At 70.7% G+C, this 21649-nt stretch carries 20 protein-coding genes; 13 read left to right on the top strand and 7 right to left on the bottom strand.

Annotated elements, in window-relative coordinates; genetic code table 11:
• The first annotated feature begins 123 nt into the window (after positions 1-123).
• Both typA and L2C96_RS10895 read left to right on the top strand, forming a co-directional pair.
• On the top strand, positions 124-2037 hold the full coding sequence (typA, locus tag L2C96_RS10900) for a translational GTPase TypA (protein ID WP_085929378.1): 1914 nt from the start codon (positions 124-126) through the stop codon (positions 2035-2037).
• 195 nt (positions 2038-2232) lie between these two features.
• Positions 2233-3960, top strand: coding sequence for an ABC transporter family substrate-binding protein (locus L2C96_RS10895; RefSeq protein WP_372491197.1), 1728 nt, complete (start codon positions 2233-2235; stop codon positions 3958-3960).
• A 276-nt stretch (positions 3961-4236) separates the two neighbouring features.
• Here the strand turns inward: L2C96_RS10895 and L2C96_RS10890 are convergent, their stop codons facing one another.
• The 5 genes from L2C96_RS10890 to L2C96_RS10870 all read right to left on the bottom strand — a co-directional run bounded on the left by L2C96_RS10890 (position 4237) and on the right by L2C96_RS10870 (position 10198).
• Positions 4237-5289, bottom strand: a complete 1053-nt coding sequence (locus L2C96_RS10890) for an ABC transporter ATP-binding protein (protein ID WP_020422294.1) — start codon at positions 5287-5289, stop codon at positions 4237-4239.
• On the bottom strand, positions 5286-6371 hold the full coding sequence (locus tag L2C96_RS10885) for an ABC transporter ATP-binding protein (protein ID WP_020422293.1): 1086 nt from the start codon (positions 6369-6371) through the stop codon (positions 5286-5288). The genes L2C96_RS10890 and L2C96_RS10885 overlap by 4 nt, the downstream gene beginning before the upstream one ends.
• The gene (locus tag L2C96_RS10880; protein WP_020422292.1) at positions 6368-7306 is read right to left on the bottom strand and encodes an ABC transporter permease; all 939 of its coding nucleotides are present in this window, start codon (positions 7304-7306) and stop codon (positions 6368-6370) included. Before L2C96_RS10880 ends, L2C96_RS10885 begins: the two co-directional genes overlap by 4 nt.
• Positions 7299-8279 (bottom strand): ABC transporter permease, encoded by a 981-nt coding sequence (locus L2C96_RS10875; RefSeq protein WP_020422291.1) that lies wholly within the window; start codon positions 8277-8279, stop codon positions 7299-7301. Before L2C96_RS10875 ends, L2C96_RS10880 begins: the two co-directional genes overlap by 8 nt.
• A gap of 167 nt (positions 8280-8446) precedes the next feature.
• The gene (locus tag L2C96_RS10870; RefSeq protein ID WP_237336064.1) at positions 8447-10198 is read right to left on the bottom strand and encodes an ABC transporter family substrate-binding protein; all 1752 of its coding nucleotides are present in this window, start codon (positions 10196-10198) and stop codon (positions 8447-8449) included.
• 384 nt (positions 10199-10582) lie between these two features.
• Here L2C96_RS10870 and mshB point away from each other — a divergent pair, with 384 nt between their 5' ends.
• The 3 genes from mshB to L2C96_RS10855 are packed head-to-tail and all read left to right on the top strand — an operon-like array spanning position 10583 to position 12488.
• Positions 10583-11413 (top strand): N-acetyl-1-D-myo-inositol-2-amino-2-deoxy-alpha-D-glucopyranoside deacetylase, encoded by an 831-nt coding sequence (gene mshB / locus L2C96_RS10865; RefSeq protein WP_020422289.1) that lies wholly within the window; start codon positions 10583-10585, stop codon positions 11411-11413.
• The gene (locus tag L2C96_RS10860; protein ID WP_020422288.1) at positions 11414-11785 is read left to right on the top strand and encodes a hypothetical protein; all 372 of its coding nucleotides are present in this window, start codon (positions 11414-11416) and stop codon (positions 11783-11785) included.
• Positions 11778-12488 carry a hypothetical protein gene (locus L2C96_RS10855; protein WP_237336063.1) on the top strand — a complete coding sequence of 237 codons (711 nt, stop codon included), beginning with the start codon at positions 11778-11780 and terminating at the stop codon, positions 12486-12488. Before L2C96_RS10860 ends, L2C96_RS10855 begins: the two co-directional genes overlap by 8 nt.
• 3 nt (positions 12489-12491) lie before the next feature.
• Here L2C96_RS10855 and L2C96_RS10850 read toward each other — a convergent pair whose 3' ends face one another.
• Positions 12492-13271: a site-2 protease family protein gene (locus tag L2C96_RS10850; RefSeq protein WP_027936494.1), complete on the bottom strand. Its 780-nt coding sequence runs from the start codon at positions 13269-13271 to the stop codon at positions 12492-12494.
• A 282-nt stretch (positions 13272-13553) separates the two neighbouring features.
• Between L2C96_RS10850 and L2C96_RS10845 the strand changes: the two genes are divergently transcribed.
• Both L2C96_RS10845 and L2C96_RS10840 read left to right on the top strand, forming a co-directional pair.
• Positions 13554-13808 (top strand): WhiB family transcriptional regulator, encoded by a 255-nt coding sequence (locus L2C96_RS10845; RefSeq protein ID WP_208400690.1) that lies wholly within the window; start codon positions 13554-13556, stop codon positions 13806-13808.
• Between the two features lie 135 nt (positions 13809-13943).
• On the top strand, positions 13944-15881 hold the full coding sequence (locus L2C96_RS10840; RefSeq protein WP_237336062.1) for a hypothetical protein: 1938 nt from the start codon (positions 13944-13946) through the stop codon (positions 15879-15881).
• Positions 15882-15987: 106 nt separating this feature from the next.
• Here the strand turns inward: L2C96_RS10840 and L2C96_RS10835 are convergent, their stop codons facing one another.
• A complete protein-coding gene (locus L2C96_RS10835; RefSeq protein WP_020422284.1) occupies positions 15988-16449 on the bottom strand; it encodes a metallopeptidase family protein in 462 nt (153 codons plus the stop codon).
• A gap of 96 nt (positions 16450-16545) precedes the next feature.
• Between L2C96_RS10835 and L2C96_RS10830 the strand changes: the two genes are divergently transcribed.
• From L2C96_RS10830 to L2C96_RS10805, 6 genes are all read left to right on the top strand, one after another.
• A complete protein-coding gene (locus L2C96_RS10830; RefSeq protein WP_084506208.1) occupies positions 16546-16902 on the top strand; it encodes a DUF3499 domain-containing protein in 357 nt (118 codons plus the stop codon).
• A gap of 79 nt (positions 16903-16981) precedes the next feature.
• Complete coding sequence (locus L2C96_RS10825; RefSeq protein WP_237336061.1) at positions 16982-18337, top strand: phosphomannomutase/phosphoglucomutase; 1356 nt, start codon at positions 16982-16984, stop codon at positions 18335-18337.
• 9 nt (positions 18338-18346) lie between these two features.
• Positions 18347-18559, top strand: a complete 213-nt coding sequence (locus L2C96_RS10820) for a Trm112 family protein (protein ID WP_020422281.1) — start codon at positions 18347-18349, stop codon at positions 18557-18559.
• Positions 18543-19637, top strand: coding sequence for a hypothetical protein (locus L2C96_RS10815; RefSeq protein ID WP_020422280.1), 1095 nt, complete (start codon positions 18543-18545; stop codon positions 19635-19637). The genes L2C96_RS10820 and L2C96_RS10815 overlap by 17 nt, the downstream gene beginning before the upstream one ends.
• Before the next feature lie 69 nt (positions 19638-19706).
• Complete coding sequence (manA, locus tag L2C96_RS10810; protein WP_020422279.1) at positions 19707-20930, top strand: mannose-6-phosphate isomerase, class I; 1224 nt, start codon at positions 19707-19709, stop codon at positions 20928-20930.
• A 37-nt stretch (positions 20931-20967) separates the two neighbouring features.
• Positions 20968-21588, top strand: coding sequence for a maleylpyruvate isomerase family mycothiol-dependent enzyme (locus L2C96_RS10805; protein WP_237336060.1), 621 nt, complete (start codon positions 20968-20970; stop codon positions 21586-21588).
• The last annotated feature ends 61 nt before the right edge of the window (positions 21589-21649 follow it).

The raw sequence follows: 21649 nt of genomic DNA, 5'->3' as shown, positions 1-21649 counted from the left end.
GGGGTGTCCTCAGGTTAGGTGAGCCTAAGTGATCATCCACCGTGGCACTGGTCACAATGTGGTACCGGGTATCCTGAACGGGATCGCGTATGCCAAAGCGGGCCCGCGATTCATCCCTTCGAAATGTTCAGGAGCCCTCGCGTGCCCACAGCTACCGCCGAGAAGGTCCGCACCGACCTCCGCAACGTCGCCATCGTCGCGCACGTCGACCACGGGAAGACCACCCTGGTCGACGCCATGCTGCGGCAGTCCGGCGCCTTCGGCGAACGTGCCGAGCTCGTCGACCGCGTGATGGACTCGGGCGAGCTGGAACGTGAGAAGGGCATCACGATCCTCGCCAAGAACACCGCCATCCGCCGCCAGACCGCCGACGGCCCGGTCACCATCAACGTGATCGACACCCCCGGCCACGCCGACTTCGGCGGCGAGGTCGAGCGCGGCCTGTCCATGGTCGACGGCGTCCTGCTGCTGGTCGACGCCAGCGAGGGGCCGCTGCCGCAGACCCGGTTCGTGCTGCGCAAGACCCTGCAGGCGGGCCTGCCGGTCGTGCTGGTGGTCAACAAGGTCGACCGCCCGGACGCCCGCATCGCCGAGGTCGTCGAGGAGACCCACGACCTGCTGCTCGACCTGGCCGGCGACATCGAGGACGCCGACCTGGACGCGGTCCTCGACCTGCCGGTGATCTACGCCTCCGCGCGGGCGGGCAAGGCGAGCCTGGAGCAGCCCGCCGACGGCGCGCTGCCGGACAGCGAGAACCTCGACCCCCTGTTCGACGTCCTGCTGCGCCACGTCCCGCCGCCCAAGGCCGACCCGGACAGCCCGCTGCAGGCGCTGGTCACCAACCTCGACGCGTCGAACTTCCTCGGCCGCATCGCGCTCATCCGCATCCACGCGGGCAAGCTCCGCAAGGGCCAGACCGTCGCGTGGCTGCGCGAGGACGGCTCGGTGCAGAACGTCCGGATCTCGGAGCTGCTGGTCACCGAGGCGCTGGAGCGGGTGCCCGCGCAGGAGGCCTCGGCCGGTGACCTGGTCGCCATCGCCGGCATCCCGGACATCACGATCGGCGACACGCTGGCCGACGTCGAGAACCCGGTGGCGCTGCCCCGGATCACCGTCGACGAGCCGGCCATCTCGATGACCATCGGCGTGAACACCTCGCCGCTGGCTGGTCGCAACGGCGGCGACAAGGTCACCGCGCGCCTGGTCAAGGCGCGGCTGGACCAGGAGCTGATCGGCAACGTGTCGATCCGCGTCCTGCCCACCGAGCGCCCGGACACCTGGGAGGTCCAGGGCCGTGGCGAGCTGGCGCTGGCGATCCTGGTCGAGCAGATGCGCCGCGAGGGCTTCGAGCTGACCGTCGGCAAGCCGCAGGTGGTCACCAAGACCATCGACGGCAAGCTGCACGAGCCGTTCGAGCGGCTCACGCTGGACATCCCCGAGGAGCACCTCGGCGCGGTCACCCAGCTGCTCGCCGCCCGCAAGGGCCGCATGGAGGACATGAGCGGGCACGGCACCGGCCGCATCAAGCTGGAGTTCGTGCTGCCCGCGCGCGGCCTGATCGGGTTCCGCACCGACTTCCTGACCGAGACGCGCGGCACCGGCATCGCGAACCACGTGTTCGAGGGCTACCACCCGTGGGCGGGCGAGATCCGCACCCGGCACAGCGGTTCGCTGGTCGCCGACCGGTCCGGACCGGTCACCTCCTACGCGATGATCCAGCTCGCCGACCGCGGCACGTTCTTCGTCGAGCCGGGCGCCGAGGTGTACGAGGGCATGGTCGTGGGCGAGAACCCGCGCGCCGAGGACCTCGACATCAACATCACCAAGGAGAAGAAGCTCACCAACATGCGCTCCTCCACCGGCGACGAGCTGGAGCGCCTCGCGCGCCCGCGCAAGCTGGGCCTGGAGGAGGCGCTGGAGTTCTGCGCCGCCGACGAGTGCGTCGAGGTCGCGCCGAACGCGGTGCGGGTGCGGAAGGTGACGCTGGAGATCACGCAGCGGGCCAAGGAGCGTTCGCGCGCCAAGTCGCGCGGCTGAGTTCGCCGGGCCGGGGGACGTCCATCGCGGTGGGCGTCCCCCGTTCCGTTTCCGGGGGGAACCACGACACGCTCAGCAACGTCAACCTTTCGGCGGTACCTGATCCGGTGACAGCGAGTCCCGGCCGGTCTGGCAATCTCGGTACCGCGGCTACAGGCCTTGTGACACCATCATGGGCTCATCAGGGGAGGCAGCGTGCGGGGAAGCGGTAAAGCGGCGGCACTGGTCACGGTGCTGCTGACCGCACTGGCCGCCTGCACCAGCACCCCACCGCCGCCGGTCGTGACGTCGCCGGTGGCCCAGTCGTCGAGCCCCGCGGCGCCGACTGCGTCGCAGATCGTGATCGGCGTGGACGACATCGCGGGCGGTTACAACCCGCACAACCTGGCCGACCAGTCCACGATCACCACGGCGCTGTCGCAGATGCTGCTGCCGTCGGTGTTCCGGCCCGACGCCAACGGCGAGAACCAGCTCGACACCACGCTGATGCGCTCGGCCGAGGTCACCTCGACCGACCCGTTCACGGTCACCTACCTGATCCGGCAGGACGCCTCGTGGTCCGACGGCGCGCCGATCGCGGTGGAGGACTTCGTCTACCTCGCCGAGGCCATGCGCGACCAGCCCGGTGTCGTGCAGCCCGCCGGGTACCGCCTGATCAGCAACATCCAGCCCAGCGAGGGCGGCAAGGGCGTCCAGGTGACGTTCTCCGAGCCGTACCCGGGCTGGCAGACGCTGTTTTCGAACCTGCTGCCGCAGCACCTGCTGAAGGACGCGCCGGGCGGCTGGCAGGGCGCGCTGCAGGACAGCTTCCCGGCCTACGGCGGGCCGTTCTCGATCAAGACGCGGGACAACGCGCGCGGCGAGATCATCCTGGAGCGCAACGAGCGCTACTGGGACAAGCCGGCCGCGGTCGACCAGATCGTGCTGCGCCGGTCCGACGCCACCGGCCTGGCCGGCGCGCTGCGCAGCGGCAACGACCAGTTCGTCATGTCCCGCACCGACAGCGCCGGCCTGAATCAGTTCCAGGTGCTCGGGCCGAGCGTCCAGCTGGCCACGGTGGCCAGCCCGCGGGTGGCCGAGGTGCTGTTGCGCCCGGCGAACGGCCCGCTGGTCGACGACCAGGTGCGCGAGGCCGTGTCGGCGATCATCGACCGGAACAAGCTGATCGACGAGGGCACCGGGGGCGGTCCGTCGGCCGCCCTGCGGGCCGACGCGCAGGTGCGGTGGCCCTCGCAGGCCGGTTACGCACCGACGATCCCCGCCGGTTACGGCGTGCCGGACCCGGCGAAGGCGGAGTCGCTGCTGACCGCGGCGGGCTACGTCAAGGAGGCCGGGATCTGGCGCAAGGACGGCAGGGCGCTCACGCTGGTCGTCGCGTCGCCGGGGCAGCAGGAGCCCTACGCGAGCATCGCGAAGGAGCTGAGCAACCAGCTCATCGCGGCCGGCATCCAGGTGAACACGCTGAACGCCCAGCCGCGGGATCTGTTCGCCAACCTGCTGGCGTTGCCGGTGAGTCAGGGCTCGACCGCCCCGACGGGCAACTCCGGCGCGGTGGGGGTCGACATCGCGGTGGTGCCGCTCCCGGTGGGCGGCGACGCGGCGACGGTGCTGGCGTCGACGTTCGGCTGCCGCCCCGGGCAGTCCACGCCGTCGGCGAACGTGGCCGTGATCCCGGCGAACCCGGCCGCCGTCTGCGACGAGAACCTGCAGACGACGATCGAAGAGGCGCTGACCGGGGAGAAACCCCTGGCGGACGCGCTGGCCGAGCTGGAGCCGAAGCTGTGGGCGCAGCACACGGTGCTGCCATTGTTCCAGCTGGCCGACACGCTCGCCACGGGACAGGGCATCTCCGGGATGACCGCGGGCCCGCCGCTGCTGGGCCCCTTCAGCGAAGCCGTGAACTGGACCCGCAGCCCCCGCTGACCCCGCAACGACGAAGGCCCCCGGGCGGAACCGGGGGCCTTCTTCTCGCACGAAACAGACCACAACCGCCACCCGGCAACGCCACGCACCAACCCCTTCGAGCCACCCCTCTCCCGCAACCCGATCCCCAGCCAAATCGGTTGCCGAGCCACCGGGTCAAGGCACGCTTTCCCGCCTTGACGCGGTGTCTCGGCAACCGAACACTGAAAGATCGGGTTCGGGAGGGACTCTCTCGATCGGGGCGTAGCGAAGCGAAGCGAAGCCGGCGATTGAGAATCAGATCAGCTGCCGCGCCCGCGCGTAGTGGCAAGCCGCCGGGTGGCCCTGCCCTCGGTCGACGAGCAACGGCTCCTCGTCGATGCACTTCGAGCGCTCCGCATCCGTCAGCTCGTTCGCGAACTTCGGGCACCGCGTGCGGAACCGGCAGCCGCTCGGCGGGTTCGCCGGGCTCGGCACGTCACCGGTGATCACGATGCGCTCCCGCGAGCGTTCCTTGCGCGGGTCGGGCACCGGGATCGCCGAGATCAGCGCCTGCGTGTACGGGTGCGCCGGGTTCTCGAACAGCTCCTCCGACGGCGCCGTCTCGACGATCTTGCCCAGGTACATCACCGCGATGCGGTTGGCGATGTGGCGGACCACGGACAGGTCGTGCGACACGAACAGGTACGACAGCCCGAACTCCGACTGCAGGTCCTGCAGCAGGTTCAGCACACCGGCCTGGATGGACACGTCCAGCGCCGACACCGGCTCGTCCAGCACCAGCAGCTTCGGCTGCAGCGCGAGCGCCCGCGCGATGCCGATGCGCTGCCGCTGGCCGCCGGAGAACTCGTGCGGGTACCGGTTGCCGTGCTCGGGCCGCAGGCCGACCGTGGCGAGCAGCTCGCGCACCCGCTCCCGGCCGCCCTTTTCGTACAGGTTGTGGATCCGCAGCGGCTCCGCGATGATCTCGTTGACCGGCATGCGCGGATCGACCGAGGCGTACGGGTCCTGGAACACGATCTGCATCTGCCTGCGCAGGGACTGCATCTGCTTGCGCTGCAGCTTGCTCAGCTCGGTGCCCTCGAAGAACACCTCGCCCGCGGTGGCCGGCTGCAGGTTCAGCACCACCCGCGCGGTGGTCGACTTGCCGCACCCCGACTCGCCGACCAGCGCGAGCGTCTCCCGCTCGTAGATGTCGAACGACACCCCGGACACGGCCTGGACCTCGCCGATCTGACGCCGGATCAGCCCGCCGCTGCGCACCGGGAAGTGCTTGACGACGTTGCGGGCCGACAGCACGGGGGTCCGCTGGTCCTGCTCGGGCAGCACGCCGGCTGCGCTCTCGCTCATTCGGTCTTCTCCCCGGGGGTCACCGCGGCCACCGCGTCGACGTCGTCGACCGAGGTGGGGTTGAACAGATCAGTGGCTTCGCGGCCGGCCAGCTCGTCGCTGAAGTGGCAGGCCGCCTTGTGCAGACCGTCGGTGGTCGGCGCGAGCACCGGCTCCTCCCGGTCGCAGATGTCCTGCGCCATCGGGCAGCGCGGGCTGAACGGGCAGCCCGGCGGCATGTTGACCACCGAGGGCGGCGAACCCGCGATCGGGGTGAGCCGGTCGGTCTTGATGTCCAGCCGCGGCAGGCTGCCGAGCAGGCCCAGCGTGTAGGGCATGCGCGGGGTGTAGAAGATGTCGTCGACCGTGCCGGCCTCGACCACCTTGCCCGCGTACATGACCTGCACCCGGTCGGCCTGCCCGGCGATGACGCCGAGGTCGTGGGTGATCAGCACCATCGCGGCGCCGGTCTCCTGCTTCGCCGCCTGCAGCGCGTCCAGCACCTGCGCCTGCACGGTCACGTCCAGCGCGGTCGTCGGCTCGTCGGCGATGATCACCTCGGGCCGGTTGGCGATCGCGATCGCGATCACCACGCGCTGCCGCATACCGCCGGAGAGCTGGTGCGGGTACTCCGTGGCCCGCTGCTGCGGGTTCGGGATGCGCACCAGGTCCAGCAGCTCCACGGCCTGCTTGCGGGCCACGTCCTTGCGCACGTCGTGGTGCGCGGTGATGGCCTCGGCGATCTGGTCGCCCACCGGGTAGACCGGGTTCAGCGACGTCATCGGGTCCTGGAACACCATCGCGATGCCGCTGCCGCGGACCCGCGTCATCTCCTTCTCGGACAGCTCCAGCAGGTTGCGGCCCTTGAAGTTGATCGTGCCCCTGACGCGCGCCGAGCGGGGCAGCAGGCCCATGATCGCCAGCGAGGTCACCGACTTGCCGGAACCGGATTCACCGACGACGCCCAGCACCTCACCGCGGCCGAGCTGGTAGCTCACACCGCGGACGGCCTGAACCAGGCCGTCGTCGCTGGGGAACTGGACGGTGAGGTCCTCCACCGAGAGGACGGGGTCGGCCGTCGTCTGGGAGTCGAACGAGGTCATGCGCGCACCTTCGTCTGCTGGGGGTCGAACGCGTCGCGGAGCCCGTCCCCGATGAAGTTGATCGTCAGCGCGATCAGGATGATGAACAGGCCCGGGAAGTAGAACAGCCACGGGCGGGTGTCGACCGCCGTCTGCGCGCTGCTCACCAGCAGGCCGAGCGAGGTGTCCGGCGGCCGCACGCCGAAGCCGAGGAACGACAGCGCGGTCTCCAGCAGGATGCCGATGGACACCAGGATCGTCGCGTTCACGATCACCGAGCCGAGCGCGTTGGGCACCAGGTGCCGGAAGATGATCCGGCCGTCACCGGCGCCGAGCGCGCGGGCCGCCTCGATGAACTCCTTCTCCCGCAGCGACAGCACCACGCCGCGCGCGACGCGGGACACGTAGGCCCAGTACAGGCCGGCGATGACGACCGCGATCAGCCACCAGCTGCCGCCCGCGTTGTGGCCGAGCACGGCGGCGACGGCCAGCAGCGGCAGGGTCAGCACGAGGTCGGCGATGCGCATCAGGACGGTGTCGATCCAGCCGCGGTAGTAGCCGGCGACCGCGCCCCAGATCGTGCCGACGACCGTGGAGAAGATCGCGACCAGCACGGAGATCTGCAGCGAGATCTGGGTGCCGCGGAGCACCTGGGCCAGCATGTCCTTGCCGACCGCGTCGGTGCCGAACGGGTGCGCCAGCGACGGCGCCTCGGAGTTGTCCGGCGTGATGTCCTCGGGCCCGTACTTCCAGAGCCAGCCGCCGACGTAGGCCAGCAGCACGATCACGATCAGCAGGATCAGGCTGGCCACGGCCAGCCGGTGCTGCATGAAGCGGCGCAGGACCAGCTGGAACTGGCCGCGCTCCTGGACGGTGAACTCGCGCTCGACGGTGCCCTTGGGGCTGTCCTGCAGCTGGGCCGTCGCGGTGGTTTCGGTGGTCGAAGGCTCAGGCATGGCGGATCCTCGGGTCGAGCACGCCGTACAGCAGGTCGGCGACAAGGTTGAACAGGATGACGAAGGTCGCCGAGATCAGCAGCCAGGCCTCGACGGCGTAGACGTCGCTCTGGGCGATGGCGTCGAGCAGGAAGGTGCCCGCGCCCTGCCACTGGAACACCTTCTCGGTCACGACGGCGCCGGAGATGATGGACGCGAGGTCCAGCGCGGTGACGGTGGTCAGCGGGATGAGGGCGTTGCGCAGCGCGTGCCGCCGCATCACGACGCCGCGGGACAGGCCCTTGGCGCGGGCGAGCCGCACGTAGTCGCTGTTGAGCACCTCGAGCATCGACCCGCGCTGGAAGCGGCTCCAGGAGGCGTAGGAGATCAGCGCCAGCGAGATGGTCGGCAGGATCATGTGCCCCAGCACGTCCGTGAAGTGGGCCCAGAAGCCGCCCTTCACGTAGATCGAACTCGCGCCGATCGTGTAGAAGACCTGGTCGCCGACGGCGTTGTTGATGTTGATGCCGGCCTGCTTCAGGAGCACCGCGAGCCAGAACGCGGGCATCGACAGGAAGAGGAAGCCGAAGAAGGTGGCCGTGTAGTCCAGCTTGGAGTACTGCTTCACGGCGCTGACGGCGCCGACGACGATCGCCAGGATCAACGCGATGACCATCGCGAGGAAGATCAGGCGGAACGTGACGCCGAAGCGGGAGATGACCTCGGAGCCGATGTCCATCGTCGAGTTGACGGACGGGCCGAAGTCGCCGCGGAAGATGCCGGTGATCCAGTTCCAGTACCGCTCCATCAGCGGCTGGTCCAGGTGCAGCCGGTGGGTCTCGGCGGCGATGGTCTGTGGTGGCGGTGGCGGATTTCGGGTGATGAGGTTGCTGAGCGGGTTGGCCGACAGCGACACCATCACGAAGACGACGAACGTCGACAAGATGAGGATCGGCACCGACACGAGCAGCCGGCGCAATGCGAAGGCGAGCATGGAGGTCTTCCTGCTGAAGTTCGACCAGCACGCCGCTCGTGACGGCGGAACCGGGCGGCGCGACCTGTCTAGTTGTGGTGGTTTTGTGCGGTTAGGGGGTGGGGGAGACCGGCGTCGCCGGTCTCCCCCACCGAATTACTTCTCAGTAATGTACTCCGGTCAGGGGGTCAGCCCTTCCGGATGCCCCATTCCTGCATGTTGTAGACCGGCCCGTCGAGGGTCGAGTTGTTGCGGATGTTGGCGATGTTGTCGTACGACGCGATGAAGGTCGGCTTCTGGTACAGCGGAAGCACGTACGCGTCGTCGGCCATGATCTGGTCGGCCTGGTTGAGCAGCTCCGCCGCCTTGGCCTGGTCGGTCTCGGCGTTGGCCTGCGCGATCAGGTTGTCGACCTGCGGGTTGGAGTACTCGCCGTAGTTGCTCTCCGAACCGGTGGTCCAGTTCTGCTGAGCACCGGAGAACGGGAACGGCGAGGCGACCCACGCGAACACGATGATGTCGAAGTCACCGTTGCTGGTGGTGTCACCGAGGTCGTCGGTGGGGATGATGTCCACCTTGACGCCCAGCTGGCTGGCGGCCTGCTGGAACAGCTCGCACTCGTTCTGGCGGATCTGGTTGCCCACGGTGTAGCGCATCCGCAGGGTCGGCACCGCCGCGCCGCTCGGGTCGATCAGCTGGTCGCCCTGCAGCTTGTAGCCGGCCTCGGTGAGGATCTGCTTCGCCTTGTTGATGTCACCCGTGCCCTGGCCGGTGGACGAGATGACGTCCTTGTAGCCCTCCTGGCCCGGCATGAAGTTGTGGTTCTGCAGCGGCTTCACCTTGTCGGTGAACTGGCCGACGGTCTTGTTGATGATGCCCTGGACGTCGACCGCGGTGTAGAGCGCCTGGCGCAGCGCCTTGTTGGCCAGCGCCGGGTTCTTCAGGTTGAAGTCGAAGTGCTCCCAGGTCAGGCCGAGGCCGATGTAGGAGGACACGTTCGGGATGTTGCGCACCTGGTTGACCAGGTCGACCTGCGGCTGCGGGTAGATGACCTGGACCTCGTTGTTCTGCAGGGCCGTCGGCTCCTGCGAGGCGTCGGTGATGATCCGGAAGATCACGCGCGACAGCTTCGGCTTGGCGCCCCACCACGCGGGGTTCGGCACCATGGTGACCGACACGTTGTTCTGGAAGTTGTCGATCTTCCACGGACCGCCGGACCAGGTCGGGACGGTCTCGCCGAACCACTTGTACGACTCGGCCAGGCCGGCCGGGGTGTTCAGGTCACCGTGCTGGGCGGCCAGGTGCGCGGGGTACATCGCACCGGTCGAGCTCCACAGGACCTTCCAGTCGGTGAACGGGTCGGTGAAGGTCACCGTGACCGTCTTGCCGCCGTCCGAGCCCACGACCGAGGCGATCCGGTCGTAACCGGAGGTGCTGGCGGGGGCGCAGTCCGGGCAGTCCTTGCCGTTCTGGACCTTCCAGTTGTAGATGAAGTCGTCCGCCGTGATCGGCGTGCCGTCGGACCACACGGCCTTCGGGTTGATCTTGTAGACCACCGTCTGCGGGTTCGTGCTGGTGATGTCGGCCGAGGTCACGAAGTCCGTCGCCAGCGTCGGCTTGAGGTCCGGCGTCGTGTAGAAGGTGTAGGGCAGGATGCCCTTGGTCACCATGCCGGTCTCGAAGACGTTGCCCTCACCGGACGTGACGTTCCAGTTCGGGATGTTCTTCTCGATCGCGAAGGTGACGTCACCGCCGTCCTGCAGCTGGTCAGCGGCGGCCGAGTTGCACGCGTTGGCGTTGGCGTCGCACTCGGCGAAGGCCTGGCCGGTCTGCACACCGCTGTTGTCACCACCGCCGCCGCCACACGCGGCGAGGACCAGCGCGGCGGTCGCGGCGAGCGCGCCGATTCTGGCGGCACGTGACTTGGTCTTCCCTAACATTCATTCTCCTTGCTCGACGCCGTCGTGGGTAGCGAGGCGGCCTCGTCCTGTGGCGGCGAACTGTCGAGGTGATCGAGTTTGCCCACCGTAGTCGTGCAACCTAGGCAGCGGAACAGCCGAGACGGCCACTCAGCGTGAGATTGTGATGGAACAGTGACGCGCGGTCCCTCACTCGAACGGGGGACGAGTGTCGCCGTTCGTGGCCGCCGGTCCTGCCCACCGGATCTCGGTGCACGGGCACCCCTTCTTGGATTTCCCCTGCTACGGCGCGGTGCGTAGCTCGGGGGAGAATAACCGACGCGTCCCACTTTGTGGACCCCACGAAAGGACTAGTCATACGCCTGTGACAGGAACGCCACACAATCTTCTAATTAACCTGAAGTCGTGACCGCTACCTCCGCACGCAGGCTCCTGCTCGTCCACGCCCACCCCGACGACGAGAGCATCACCACCGGCGGGACCATCGCCCGCTACGCCGCCGAAGGGGTCGAAACGACCCTCGTGACCTGCACACTCGGCGAGGAGGGGGAGATCATCCCCAAAGCGCTCGACCAGCTCGGGGCGTGGGCGGCGGACCAGCTCGGGGGCTACCGAGCGGGGGAACTGGCCTCCGCCGTCCGGGCGCTCGGGTTGACCCGTCAGTGTTATCTGGGAGGTATCGGGCGCTGGCGTGATTCGGGCATGGCGGGCACGCCCTCGGCCGACCACCCGCGGGCGTTTTCCGGAGGAGATCCACATGAGCAGGCCGCCCAGTTGCGGGCCGTTCTGGACGAGACGCGGCCCCATGTGGTGGTGACCTACAACGACTTCGGTGGGTATGGGCACCCGGACCACATCCGGGCACACGCTGTAACCATGCTCGCCGTCGAGGATGCCCCCTACGTGCGGCGGGTCTTCCACATCGCCGCGTCCCGCGACGCGCTCGCCCGCGGGGTGGCGCGCCTGCGCGAGGAGCCGGGCCTGCCGTGGCGGCTGCCAGCCGACGGCGAGCTCCCGGTCACCCCGGACGAGGAGATCACCACCGCGATCGACGTGCGCGACCACCTCGACGCCAAGATCGCGGCGCTGGCCGCCCACGAGACGCAGATCAGCGTGCGGCCCCCGGCGTTCGCGTTGTCCAACGGCATCGCGCAGCCCATCGACGAGGTCGAGCACTATGTACTCGTGCGCGGCCCGGCGGAGGGCGCGGAGCGCGACCTGTTCGGAGGGCTGTAGGTGTCCAGGCTGCTGCTGGTGCTGCTGGTGCTCGACGCGGCGCTGCTGGCGGTGCTCGAGTTGTTCTTCCTGCCGCTGTACGTCGGCGGGACCATCCCGTTCCCGGTGACCGTGCTCGTCGCGGCGCTCACCACCCCGCTGCTCGTGCGGCTGGCCGGGCGGCTGGTGGCGCCGCGGGCGGCGTTTGCGCCGCTCGTCGCGTGGGTACTGGTCATAGTGATCGTCGGGCTGTTCGGGCCCGGCGGGGATCTCGTGCTGCTGCAGGACTGGCGAGCGTTGCTGCTCATCGCCGGCGGGGCACTGCCGGCGGCCATGAGCCTCGGTGGCGCGCTCGCCGTACCGCCGAAGAAGGGTGCTGCCAGCCGTGGGTGAAGCGATTTCCGATCGTCAGGTCGTCGGCGTGCTGCGCCCGGTCGTGCGCGCGTCCGGCCCGGTGCTGCACGCGCTCCGCACGCCGGGACGGCTGGAGGGCCTGGCTTCGGTGCGGGTGCCCGGTTCGGCCGCGTGGGAGGCGACCGACCGCGACGGCCACATCGACTGGTGGGTCAACCGCCTCGGCAGGCTGACGTCTCTGGTCACCTCGATCCCCGGCCTCGGCGGCGCGCTCGCCGACCGGCTGCCGGTGCAGGACGCGCTGGGCACGGCCGCGCAGGCGCTGCTGCTGACCGCCATCGCGGAGGAGTACGGCGTCCGCGACGTCGGCGAGAAGGTCCGGCTGGTCGCCTGGGTGCTCTTCCAGCGCGACATCGACCCGGCGCTCGCCGCGGGCAAGAACGAGGAGTTCGACGCCGCCGACGAGGACGCCGAGACCGCGAAGCTGGCCGGCGAGTTCTCCCAGGCCGAGCACCGGCCGCGCCGCATCACGCTGAAGTCGGCGGGCAAGACGCTGTGGCGCATGGGCCGCTCGCTGCTGGCCATCACCGACGAGCTGGAGAAGCGGCCGCACGGCCGGTTCTACCACCGGGCCGTCGGGATGCTGCCGGTGGTCGGCCTGGTCGGCGACTACCTCGGCGAGCGCAGCGGGCTGAAGCGGGTCGTGCGCCGCGCGGACGAGTGGCTCGCCCGCGCGGCCTGAACCTCAGTGGCGCCAGAACAGGAAGGTGTACTGGCCGACCGCCGCCGCGACGTCGTCGCCGCCGACCGCTCCGTAGATGAACGTGACCAGGTCCCAGAACGCGTCGCCGACCGCGGGCACCGCGAACAGCAGGGCGAACAGGACCAGCGGCGCCCACGGCCGCGCCTTCGCGCCGAACTCGCGCGCCTCCGGTGACAGGTACGGCTCGATCGCGCCGTAGCCGTCGAGCCCGGGCACCGGCAGGATGTTCAGCACGAACGTCGCGATCTGCAGCAGCGCCAGGAACGACAGGCCCGCCAGCAGGCCGATCGGCATCGGCACCAGCATCACGACCACGGTCAGCACGATGCCGATCAGCAGGTTGGACAGCGGCCCGGCGAGCGACACCCAGGACGCGACGCCGCGGGTGCGCAGCGCCCAGCGGTTGATCCACACCGCGCCACCGGGCAGCGGGATGCCGCCGATGAGCAGGAAGACGAGCGGCAGCACGATCGACAGCACCGGATCGGTGTAGTGCCGGACGTCCATCGACAGGTAGCCCTTGGAGGCCACCTCGTAGTCGCCGCCCTTGAAGGCGACGAAGGCGTGCCCGAACTCGTGCAGCGTGAGTGAGAGCACCCAGCCGGCGATCACGAGGATGAAGACGCCGGCTACCACCATCGGGTCTTGGTCGGAAGTGAGCAGTGTGCTCGCGTCACCGAACGCGGCCAGTAGGCCACCCACTACGGTGAGTGCGAGAATGCCGAAGAAGACAGGACTTGGTCGGACCGCGGATCGTTGCACGGGGTCCAGTCTGTCGCATCCTGGCGAGTTGATGTTCGGCGTGTCCGCTTGCGCGACGGGGCAGAAGCATCCCCCAACCTCGCTACTCCGCTTGACCTAGCCTCATTACACGGGTGTAATCACAGTGCTGTTATTCGTTGCTGCAAGGGGGCGACGGTGACGGCGATGCAAGACCGCCAGCCTGGGGAGTGCGTGGAAGCAGAGGAGGCGGACGTGCGGTTGGAATCCGACGGAAGGGATTGGGGGAACGTCGTGGAGTGGCGAGAAGGCCCGGAGGTGGAGCTGGGCGAGCTCGTCGACCTCTTCGACAACGACGAGCCCCCCGAGTGGCAGGACCGCGCACTGTGCGCGCAGACCGATCCAGAGGCGTTCTTCCCGGAGAAGGGCGGCTCGACCCGTGAGGCGAAGCGGATTTGCCAGGGCTGCGAAGTGAAGGGCGAATGCCTGGAGTACGCGCTGGCGCACGACGAGCGCTTCGGCATCTGGGGCGGTCTGTCCGAACGGGAGCGTCGGAAGCTCAAAAAGCGGGCTGTGTAAGGAAATTTAACGCCTGCTTCACAACGAGGTGACAGGTCTCCGCGTGCTCGTGCGGGTGCGTGGAGTCACGGTCGGCTCAGCTAGGCTGGCGCGGCAGAAGATCCTCACCGATCGCCGCCGCCCACTGGAGAAGCCTTGCCCGACAACGTGAACGTCCCGGACAGGACCTCGAAGGTGGCCAGGATCGCCCCGGTGGCGGGCGTTTTCGTGGTGCTCGCCGCGCTGGGGCTGTCGGTGAACGCGGGACGACTGGGGTTCGACCTCGCCGGCGGACGGCTCCTCGAAGCCGGTTCGCTGAGCGAGGTCTGGTCGGCTTACCTCGCGGGCTGGCACGCCGTGAACGGTGGCACCGCGAGCGCCGCGCCGGCCGCGCTGGCCGTGCTCGGCACCTTCGGTGCGGTGTTCACGCCGCACGGGTTCGTGTCGTTGTTGATGATCGCCGACGCTCCGCTCGCCGGGGTGTCGGCGTTCTTCGCGACGCGGCGCTTGCCGGTGCAGCCGTGGGTGCGCGCGGTGATCGCCGCCGCCTACGGGCTGCTGCCCGCCGCGACCGCCGCGGTGTCCCAGGGCCGGCTCGATGTCGTGGCCGCCCACATCCTGCTGCCGCCGGTGATCGCAGGCATCGCGGGCGTGCTCGCCGATCCGGGGCAGCGGTGGCTGCACTCGTCGTCGCTGTGCGCGCTCGGCCTGGCGTTGCTGGGCGCGTTCTCGCCGCTGGCGCACCTGCTCGCGCTGGCCGGGCTGCTCGTCGGGTTCGTCGTGCTGCCCTCGCCCGCGCCGCTGCTCAAGCGGGCCGCGTCGGTGGTCATCGTCGTGCTGGTGCCGCTGGCGTTGCTGATGCCGTGGCCGACCGTGCTGGTGAACCACCCGGCGCTGGTGCTGCACGGGCTGAGCGGGCCGGGGGATCCGGTGACCGCGGTCGACCTGGCCGGGCTGGACCCGGGCGGCGCCGGGGCGTGGCCGGTCGGGCTCGCGTTGCTGCTGGCGGCCGTGATCGCGTTCGCGGTGCGGCCGGGCCGGGCCGCCGGTGCCGGGCTCGCCGTGGTGGTGCTCGGCGTCGCCGGGCTGCTGGTCGTGCGGCTGGTGGAAGTGGCGCCGCTGCAGGGCGGGCCGGTGTCGCCGGGCTTCGCCGGGGTGCCGCTGCTGGTCATCGGGGCCGGGCTGCTGTGGATCGTGCTGTCGGCCTGCCGCGGCGCGGTCGGAAGGCCCTTTCTCGCCGGTGCCGGGGTGCTTTTGGTGGCGCTGGCCGTCGGGGTCGTCGTGGCGGGCAGCGGCGGGCCGCTGCACTCCGGTGGCGGGCCGGCGCTGGCGCAGGACCAGGCCGACGAGCTGGCCCGCACCGGCCGGTCGGTGCTGGTCCTGGACGCCGGGGACGCGCCCGCGCTGCAGACGGGCGGCCGGATGCCGCGGTTCGGGGACGAGCAGCTGGCGGTGAGCGCGGCGACGCCCGCCCGGCTGGCCGGGTGGCAGGACGCGCTGACCGACCCCGAGCCGGGCCGGACCAGGGCCGCGCTGTCCGGCGCCGCGGCGTCCGGGGCGCTGTTCGTGGTGCTGCCCGCGGGCGCCGATCCGCGACCGATCGTCACGATGGCCGGTGACCTGGCGTCGTCGGTGGCGCCGACGTCCGACGGGCGGCCGGTGCTGCGGCTGCTGGAGCCGGGCGGGCAGGTCGTGTTGATCCCGCCCGGGGTGGCGCGCCAGGCGGTGACGTCGCAGGCGCCGACGAGCACGCTCGGGGTGACGCCGGTGGACGCGCAGCTGCCGGACGTGCGGGTGCGGGTGTCGGAGGGCGTGCCGGGGCGGCTGCTGGTGCTGGCCGCCGAGCACGAGGACGGGTGGCGCGCGCAGGTGGACGGCAAGCCGGTGCCGGTCGTGCCGGCGTGGGGGCACCAGGTGGCGGTCGCGGTGCCGACCAGCCAGGCCGAGGTGACGCTCGAGCACCCGTCGACGCTGCGGGACGTGCTGCTGCTGGTCCAGATCGCGGCCGCGCTGTTCACCCTGCTCACCGCGGTGCCGACCAGGCTGCGCGAACCACGCCCACTGGAGCCGACAGCGGAGCCGGCGCACTCCTGAGCGATCCGGCAGGCCCGTGCAGCCACTGCGCCCAGGAGCCGGCCGGGGCCGCGCTACCCACCCGAGAACCAACGGCCCGAAAACCACTCGTTCCGGGCACCGGGAACTACTCGCCGCCCTCGATGATGTCCGGTTCGACACCCAGGTAGCCCGCCACCTGCTCCACCAGCACGTCGTGCACGAGTTCGGCCAGTTCGCCCGGGTCCTTGGCACGCGCCTCCAGCGGCCGCCGGTACAGCACGATCCGCGCGCGCGTCGGCAGGCCGACCCGGTCGACACCCGCCGGGACCAGGCGGGACAGCGGCACCGCCCCGTCGTGGAGCACCCCGTCGTCCGCCGGGCCGCCCGCGCCGCGGATCTCCGGCACGTCGTCGACCGCCACGTCGAGCTTGGTCAGCTGGTCCCGCCACCTGGCCTCGATCGGCTCCAGCGCATCGAGCACGAGCTGGTCGAACTTCTCCGCGCGGCTGGCCGCGGCCGGCAGGGTCGCCGGGTACAGCGGCCCGCGCAGCCCGCGGCCATGCCGGTCCCGGCGGACACGCCGCCGGTGCCGGGAACTTCGAGCCATAGACACATCCGGAAGGTTACGCGTTGGCCTCGGTCGGTGGCCTGCACCGGTGCGCCTGCGCGCACTTGTCAGGGGGAAGCGCTATCGTCCCTGATCGTGTCGAGCGTACGAAAGTGTTCGCGAACGGGGTGCCTGAACCCGGCCGTCGCCACGCTTACCTACGCCTACAGCGATTCGACCGCGGTGGTCGGTCCCCTCGCGACGGCGTCCGAGCCGCATTCCTACGACCTGTGCGAGGCGCACGCGCTCCGCCTGACCGCGCCCCGGGGCTGGGAGGTCGTCCGGCACGAGGGCGAGTTCGCCGCCCCGGACCGGTCCGACGACGAGCTCACGGCGCTCGCCGAGGCCGTCCGGGAGGCCGGCCGGTCGGACAAGCCCGCCCCGCCGCCGGAACCGGAGGGCCCCTCCGGCCGTCGCGGCCACCTGCGGGTGCTGCCCGACCCGATCTCGTAGGTCACGCCACATCCGCCTGGCGTTCCCCCGGTAGGCTCTCGGGTATCCGCAGCCCATGGACAACTCTCGGGGAGAGCGCGTGTCAGACCTGTCGGCCATCGTCAAGGCCTACGACATCCGGGGCGTCGTCGGCGAGCAGCTGGACGCCGGCCTCGTACGGGACTTCGGCGCCGCCTTCGCGCTGCTGATCAAGCCGGAGTCGCCGTCGGTGGTGATCGGGCACGACATGCGCGAGTCCTCGCCCGGCCTGGCCGCCGCGTTCGCCGAGGGCGTCACCTCGCAGGGCCTGGACGTCGTGTCGATCGGCCTGTGCAGCACCGACCAGCTCTACTTCGCCTCCGGGTCGCTCAACATGCCCGGCGCGATGTTCACCGCGAGCCACAACCCGGCCAAGTACAACGGCATCAAGCTCTGCCGCGCGGGCGCCGCCCCGGTGGGGCAGGAGTCCGGGCTCGCCGAGATCCGCGACACCGTCGAGCAGGGGGTGCCGGAGTTCGCCGGCCAGCCCGGCAGCGTCACCGAGCGGGACGTCCTCCGCGACTACGCCGCGTACCTGCGCAAGCTGGTCGACCTGTCCGGCAGCCGACCGCTGAAGATCGCCGTCGACGCGGGCAACGGCATGGGCGGCCACACGGTCCCGACCGTGTTCGAGGGCCTGCCGATCGAGATCGTGCCGATGTACTTCGAGCTCGACGGCAGCTTCCCCAACCACGAGGCCAACCCGCTCGACCCGAAGAACCTGGTCGACCTGCAGGCCAAGGTCCGCGAGGTGGGCGCCGACGCGGGCCTGGCCTTCGACGGCGATGCCGACCGCTGCTTCGTGGTCGACGAGAACGGCGACCCGGTGTCGCCGAGCGCGATCACCGCGCTGGTCGCCGTGCGCGAGCTGGCCAAGGACCCCGGCAGCACGATCATCCACAACCTGATCACCTCGCAGGCCGTGCCGGAGATCGTCGCCGAGCACGGCGGCAAGCCGGTGCGCACCAGGGTCGGGCACTCGTTCATCAAGCAGGAGATGGCCGCCACCGGCGCGATCTTCGGCGGCGAGCACTCCGCGCACTACTACTTCCGCGACTTCTGGCGCGCCGACACCGGCATGCTGGCCGCGCTGCACGTGCTGGCCGCGCTCGGCGAGCAGGACCGGCCGCTGTCCGAGCTGACCGCGGAGTACTCGCGCTATGCGGCGTCCGGTGAGATCAACTCGACGGTCGACGACCAGGTCGCCAAGCAGCTCGCGGTCAAGGACGCGTTCGGCAGCCGCCCCGGCGTCGAGATCGACGAGATGGACGGCCTGACCGTGAAGCTGCCGAACAAGGCGTGGTTCAATCTGCGCCCGTCCAACACCGAGCCGCTGCTGCGGCTCAACGTCGAGGCCGCCGACGAGGACGCGGTCCGCGCGCTGACCGACGAAGTCCTCGCGATCGTTCGCAGCTAGGGAGGTTCCATGGCAGTCGCGCTCGATGCCCAGTTGCTGGAGATCCTGGCGTGCCCGTCCGACGACCACGCGCCGCTGCGCCCCGGAACGGCGAGCGACCCGGAGGCCGACGCGCTGACGTGCACCTCCTGTGGTCGCGAGTACCCGGTCCGGGACGGCATCCCGGTGCTGTTGCTCGACGAGGCCACGATTCCGGGTGAGTCCCGTGCCGACGGTGCTTGACGACACCCTCCTGGACGACCCCGCGCGCCTGGCGGAGGCCGACACTGCAGGACTGCTGAGGGCGGCGGCGATGGCTGGCGCCCAGGTGCGCTCCACCGCCGAGGTCGCCGCGGACGCCGAGCTGGCCGACCGGCTCGACCTCGGCCGTCCGCGGGCGCTGGTGCTCATCGTCCGTCCCGGGGTGAGCCGGAGCGTCGCGCGTCTGCTGTACGCACTGCTGGCGCCGGCCTGCCCGGCGCCGGTCGTGGTCAGCGAGGCGGTGCCGCCGTGGATCGGGGCGCTGGACGTCGTCTTCGCGCACACCGACGACCCGTTCGACCGCGAGCTGGCCGCCGGCGTGGAGCGCGCCGCGCGGTACGGGGCGACGGTCGTGCTGTCCGCGCCGAACGAGGGCCCGGTCGCGGCGTCGCTGGCGGGCAAGGGCGTGCAGCTCGTCCCGCGGGTCCCGGTGCCGCCTGAACTGACCTTCGCCCGCGGCCTGGCCGCCGGGCTGCTCACCGCGAACGCACTCGGCCTGCTGGTCGCCGACGTGCAGTTGCTGGCCGACCAGCTCGACTCCGAGGCCGAGCGCGGCCACCTCGGCCGCGACTCCTTCGCCAACCCCGCCAAGGCGCTCGCCCTGCGGCTCGCCGACCGGATCCCGCTGCTGTGGGGGCTGGACCCGATCGCGGTCGCGGTCGCCCAGCACGCCGGATACGCGCTGGGCTCGTTCGCCGGGGTGGTCGCCGACATCGCCGACTACCGGCAGGCGCTGACCCGTCGCGCTCTGCGCCAGGCCGCGGCGAGCAGCTCCGGCGAGCGGGACATCTTCGCCGACCCCGATTTCGACACCGACCTGCCGAACTACCGGGTGCTGCTGCTCGCGGTGCACAGCGGTCCGGCAGCCGACGCGGCGCGCCACGACGCTTCGCATACGCTTCCCGGGGCCGGAGTGGTCGCCCCAGCGGACGAGATCGTCGGTGACGAGCCCGTGCGCGCCGGGGTGCTCGCGCTACGGTTCGAGCTGGCCGCGGTCTACCTCGGGCTGGCGACCGCCACCACGGGTGGTGGCGGGCACTACGAGCCCGCGTCCGCCTGACGCCGGTTTCGGGCCCGATCCCGCGGGAATCGGGCGAGGGGTTGGAAGAGCCAAGGAGTTGAGAAGACAGTGGAGCTGCTGCGCAATGCGGTGCGGCCCTACGCCTGGGGGTCCCGGACGACCATCCCCGAGCTGCTGGGACGCGAGGTGCCCGCGCCGCACCCGGAGGCGGAGCTGTGGATGGGCGCCCACCCCGGCGACCCGTCGCGCATCGTCGGCCCGGACGGTGACGAGCGCAGCCTGCTGGAACTCGTCGAGGCCGATCCGCTCGGCCAGCTGGGCCGGGAGTGCGCCGAGCACTGGGGCAACCGGCTGCCGTTCCTGCTGAAGATCCTCGCCGTCGAGGAGCCGCTGTCGATGCAGGCGCACCCGTCGGCCGAGCAGTCGGCCGAGGGCTACGCCCGCGAGGAGGCCGCCGGCATCCCGCGGGACGCGCCGAACCGGAACTACCCGGACCCGACCGCGAAGCCCGAACTGGTGTGCGCGCTCACCGAGTTCCACGCGCTCGCGGGCTTCCGCAAGCCGGAGCGCACGGTCGAGCTGCTGCGCGCCATCGAGACCCCCGGTCTGGCGAAGTACACCGAGCTGCTGGCCGCCCAGCCGGACTCCGACGGCCTGCGTGCGCTGTTCACCACGTGGATCACGCTGCCGCAGCCGGTGCTGGACGAGCTGCTGCCCGAGGTGCTCGACGCGTGCGTGCTGCACGTGAAGGACCACGGCGAGTTCGACGTCGAGTGCCGCACGATCCTCGAACTGGGCGAGGCGCACCCGCGGGACGCCGGTGTGCTGGCCGCGTTGCTGCTGAACCGGCTGACGCTGAGCGCCGGCGAGGCGATCTACCTGCCCGCCGGGAACCTGCACCTGTACTTGCACGGCACGGCCGTGGAGATCCTGGCGAACTCGGACAACATCCTGCGCTGCGGGCTCACGCCGAAGCACGTGGACGTGCCCGAGCTGCTCCGCGTCGTCGACTTCACCTGCGCGGACATGCCGATCCTGCGCGGTGAGCCGTCCGCGTGCGGCGAGGTGTACACGACCGACGCGCCGGAGTTCGAGCTGTCCCGGTGCGAGTGGGAGGCCGGGGAGACCGGTTCGCTGCGCGTCGACAACGGCAAGCCGCAGATCCTGCTGTGCACGCAGGGTTCGGTGCGGATCAAGGCGGAGAGCGGTCAGGAGATCGAACTGCGCCGCGGGCAGTCGGTGTGGGTGCCGGCTTCGGACCCGGCGGTCGCCGTGCACCCCGCGGAGAGCGGCCGGACGCAGTTGTTCCGCGCCACATCGGGCTGCCTGTAGCGATGATTCCGGCGGTGCCGGAACGGTCGTATGCGGCATGACCGAAAACCTCTGGCCGCTGGTGCACGCCGAACGGAAGGCGCTCGCGGATGACCTCGCCGACCTGACCGACGAGCAGTGGGCGACGCCGTCGCTCTGCGCCGGGCTGTCCGTGCGCGAGGTGCTGGCACACCTCACCGCGTCGGCGAGCCTGACGCCCGTGCGGTGGCTGGCTGGGGTGATCCGCTGCCGCTTCGACTTCGACAAGCAGGTGGCGGTGCGGCTGGCCGAGCACCTCGGCGACGCGCCGGCCGACACCCTCGCGCGGTTCCGCCGGGTCGTCGGCAGCACGACCAAGCCGCCACTGCCGGTGATCGCCCTGCTCGGCGAAGCGGTGGTGCACGGCGAGGACATCCGGCGGCCGCTCGAACTGCGGCGGGACCACCCGGAACCGGTGCTGACGCGGCTGGCCACGTACTACGCGGGCTCGGACCTGGTCGTCGTCGCGAAGAGCCGCATCAGCGGGTTGCGGCTGGTCGCCACCGACGGCCCGTTCGCGACCGGCTCCGGCCCGCTGGTCACCGGACCCACCCTCGCGCTGATCATGGCGATGACCGGCCGCACGGCGTACTGCGACGAACTCGACGGCGACGGGGTGGCTCTGCTCCGCGACCGCTAGGCGAGTGATGCGTAACTCGGTCAGTGGTCGTAGGCGGTGAGGGATCGGGTGGCGGGTTGGC

Source organism: Amycolatopsis tucumanensis (assembly GCF_021654135.1).
GTDB lineage: Bacteria > Actinomycetota > Actinomycetes > Mycobacteriales > Pseudonocardiaceae > Amycolatopsis_E > Amycolatopsis_E tucumanensis.
This window is presented reverse-complemented; position numbering and strand designations above follow the sequence as displayed.

Bases quoted from the DNA above. Each gene is read 5' to 3' on its own strand.
- typA (WP_085929378.1), top strand. From the start codon at position 124: ATGTTCAGGAGCCCTCGCGTGCCCACAGCTACCGCCGAGAAGGTCCGC.
- L2C96_RS10890 (WP_020422294.1), bottom strand. From the start codon at position 5,289: ATGAGCGAGAGCGCAGCCGGCGTGCTGCCCGAGCAGGACCAGCGGACC.
- L2C96_RS10885 (WP_020422293.1), bottom strand. From the start codon at position 6,371: ATGACCTCGTTCGACTCCCAGACGACGGCCGACCCCGTCCTCTCGGTG.
- L2C96_RS10880 (WP_020422292.1), bottom strand. From the start codon at position 7,306: ATGCCTGAGCCTTCGACCACCGAAACCACCGCGACGGCCCAGCTGCAG.
- L2C96_RS10875 (WP_020422291.1), bottom strand. From the start codon at position 8,279: ATGCTCGCCTTCGCATTGCGCCGGCTGCTCGTGTCGGTGCCGATCCTC.
- L2C96_RS10870 (WP_237336064.1), bottom strand. From the start codon at position 10,198: ATGTTAGGGAAGACCAAGTCACGTGCCGCCAGAATCGGCGCGCTCGCC.
- L2C96_RS10835 (WP_020422284.1), bottom strand. From the start codon at position 16,449: ATGGCTCGAAGTTCCCGGCACCGGCGGCGTGTCCGCCGGGACCGGCAT.
- L2C96_RS10820 (WP_020422281.1), top strand. From the start codon at position 18,347: ATGGCAGTCGCGCTCGATGCCCAGTTGCTGGAGATCCTGGCGTGCCCG.
- L2C96_RS10805 (WP_237336060.1), top strand. From the start codon at position 20,968: ATGACCGAAAACCTCTGGCCGCTGGTGCACGCCGAACGGAAGGCGCTC.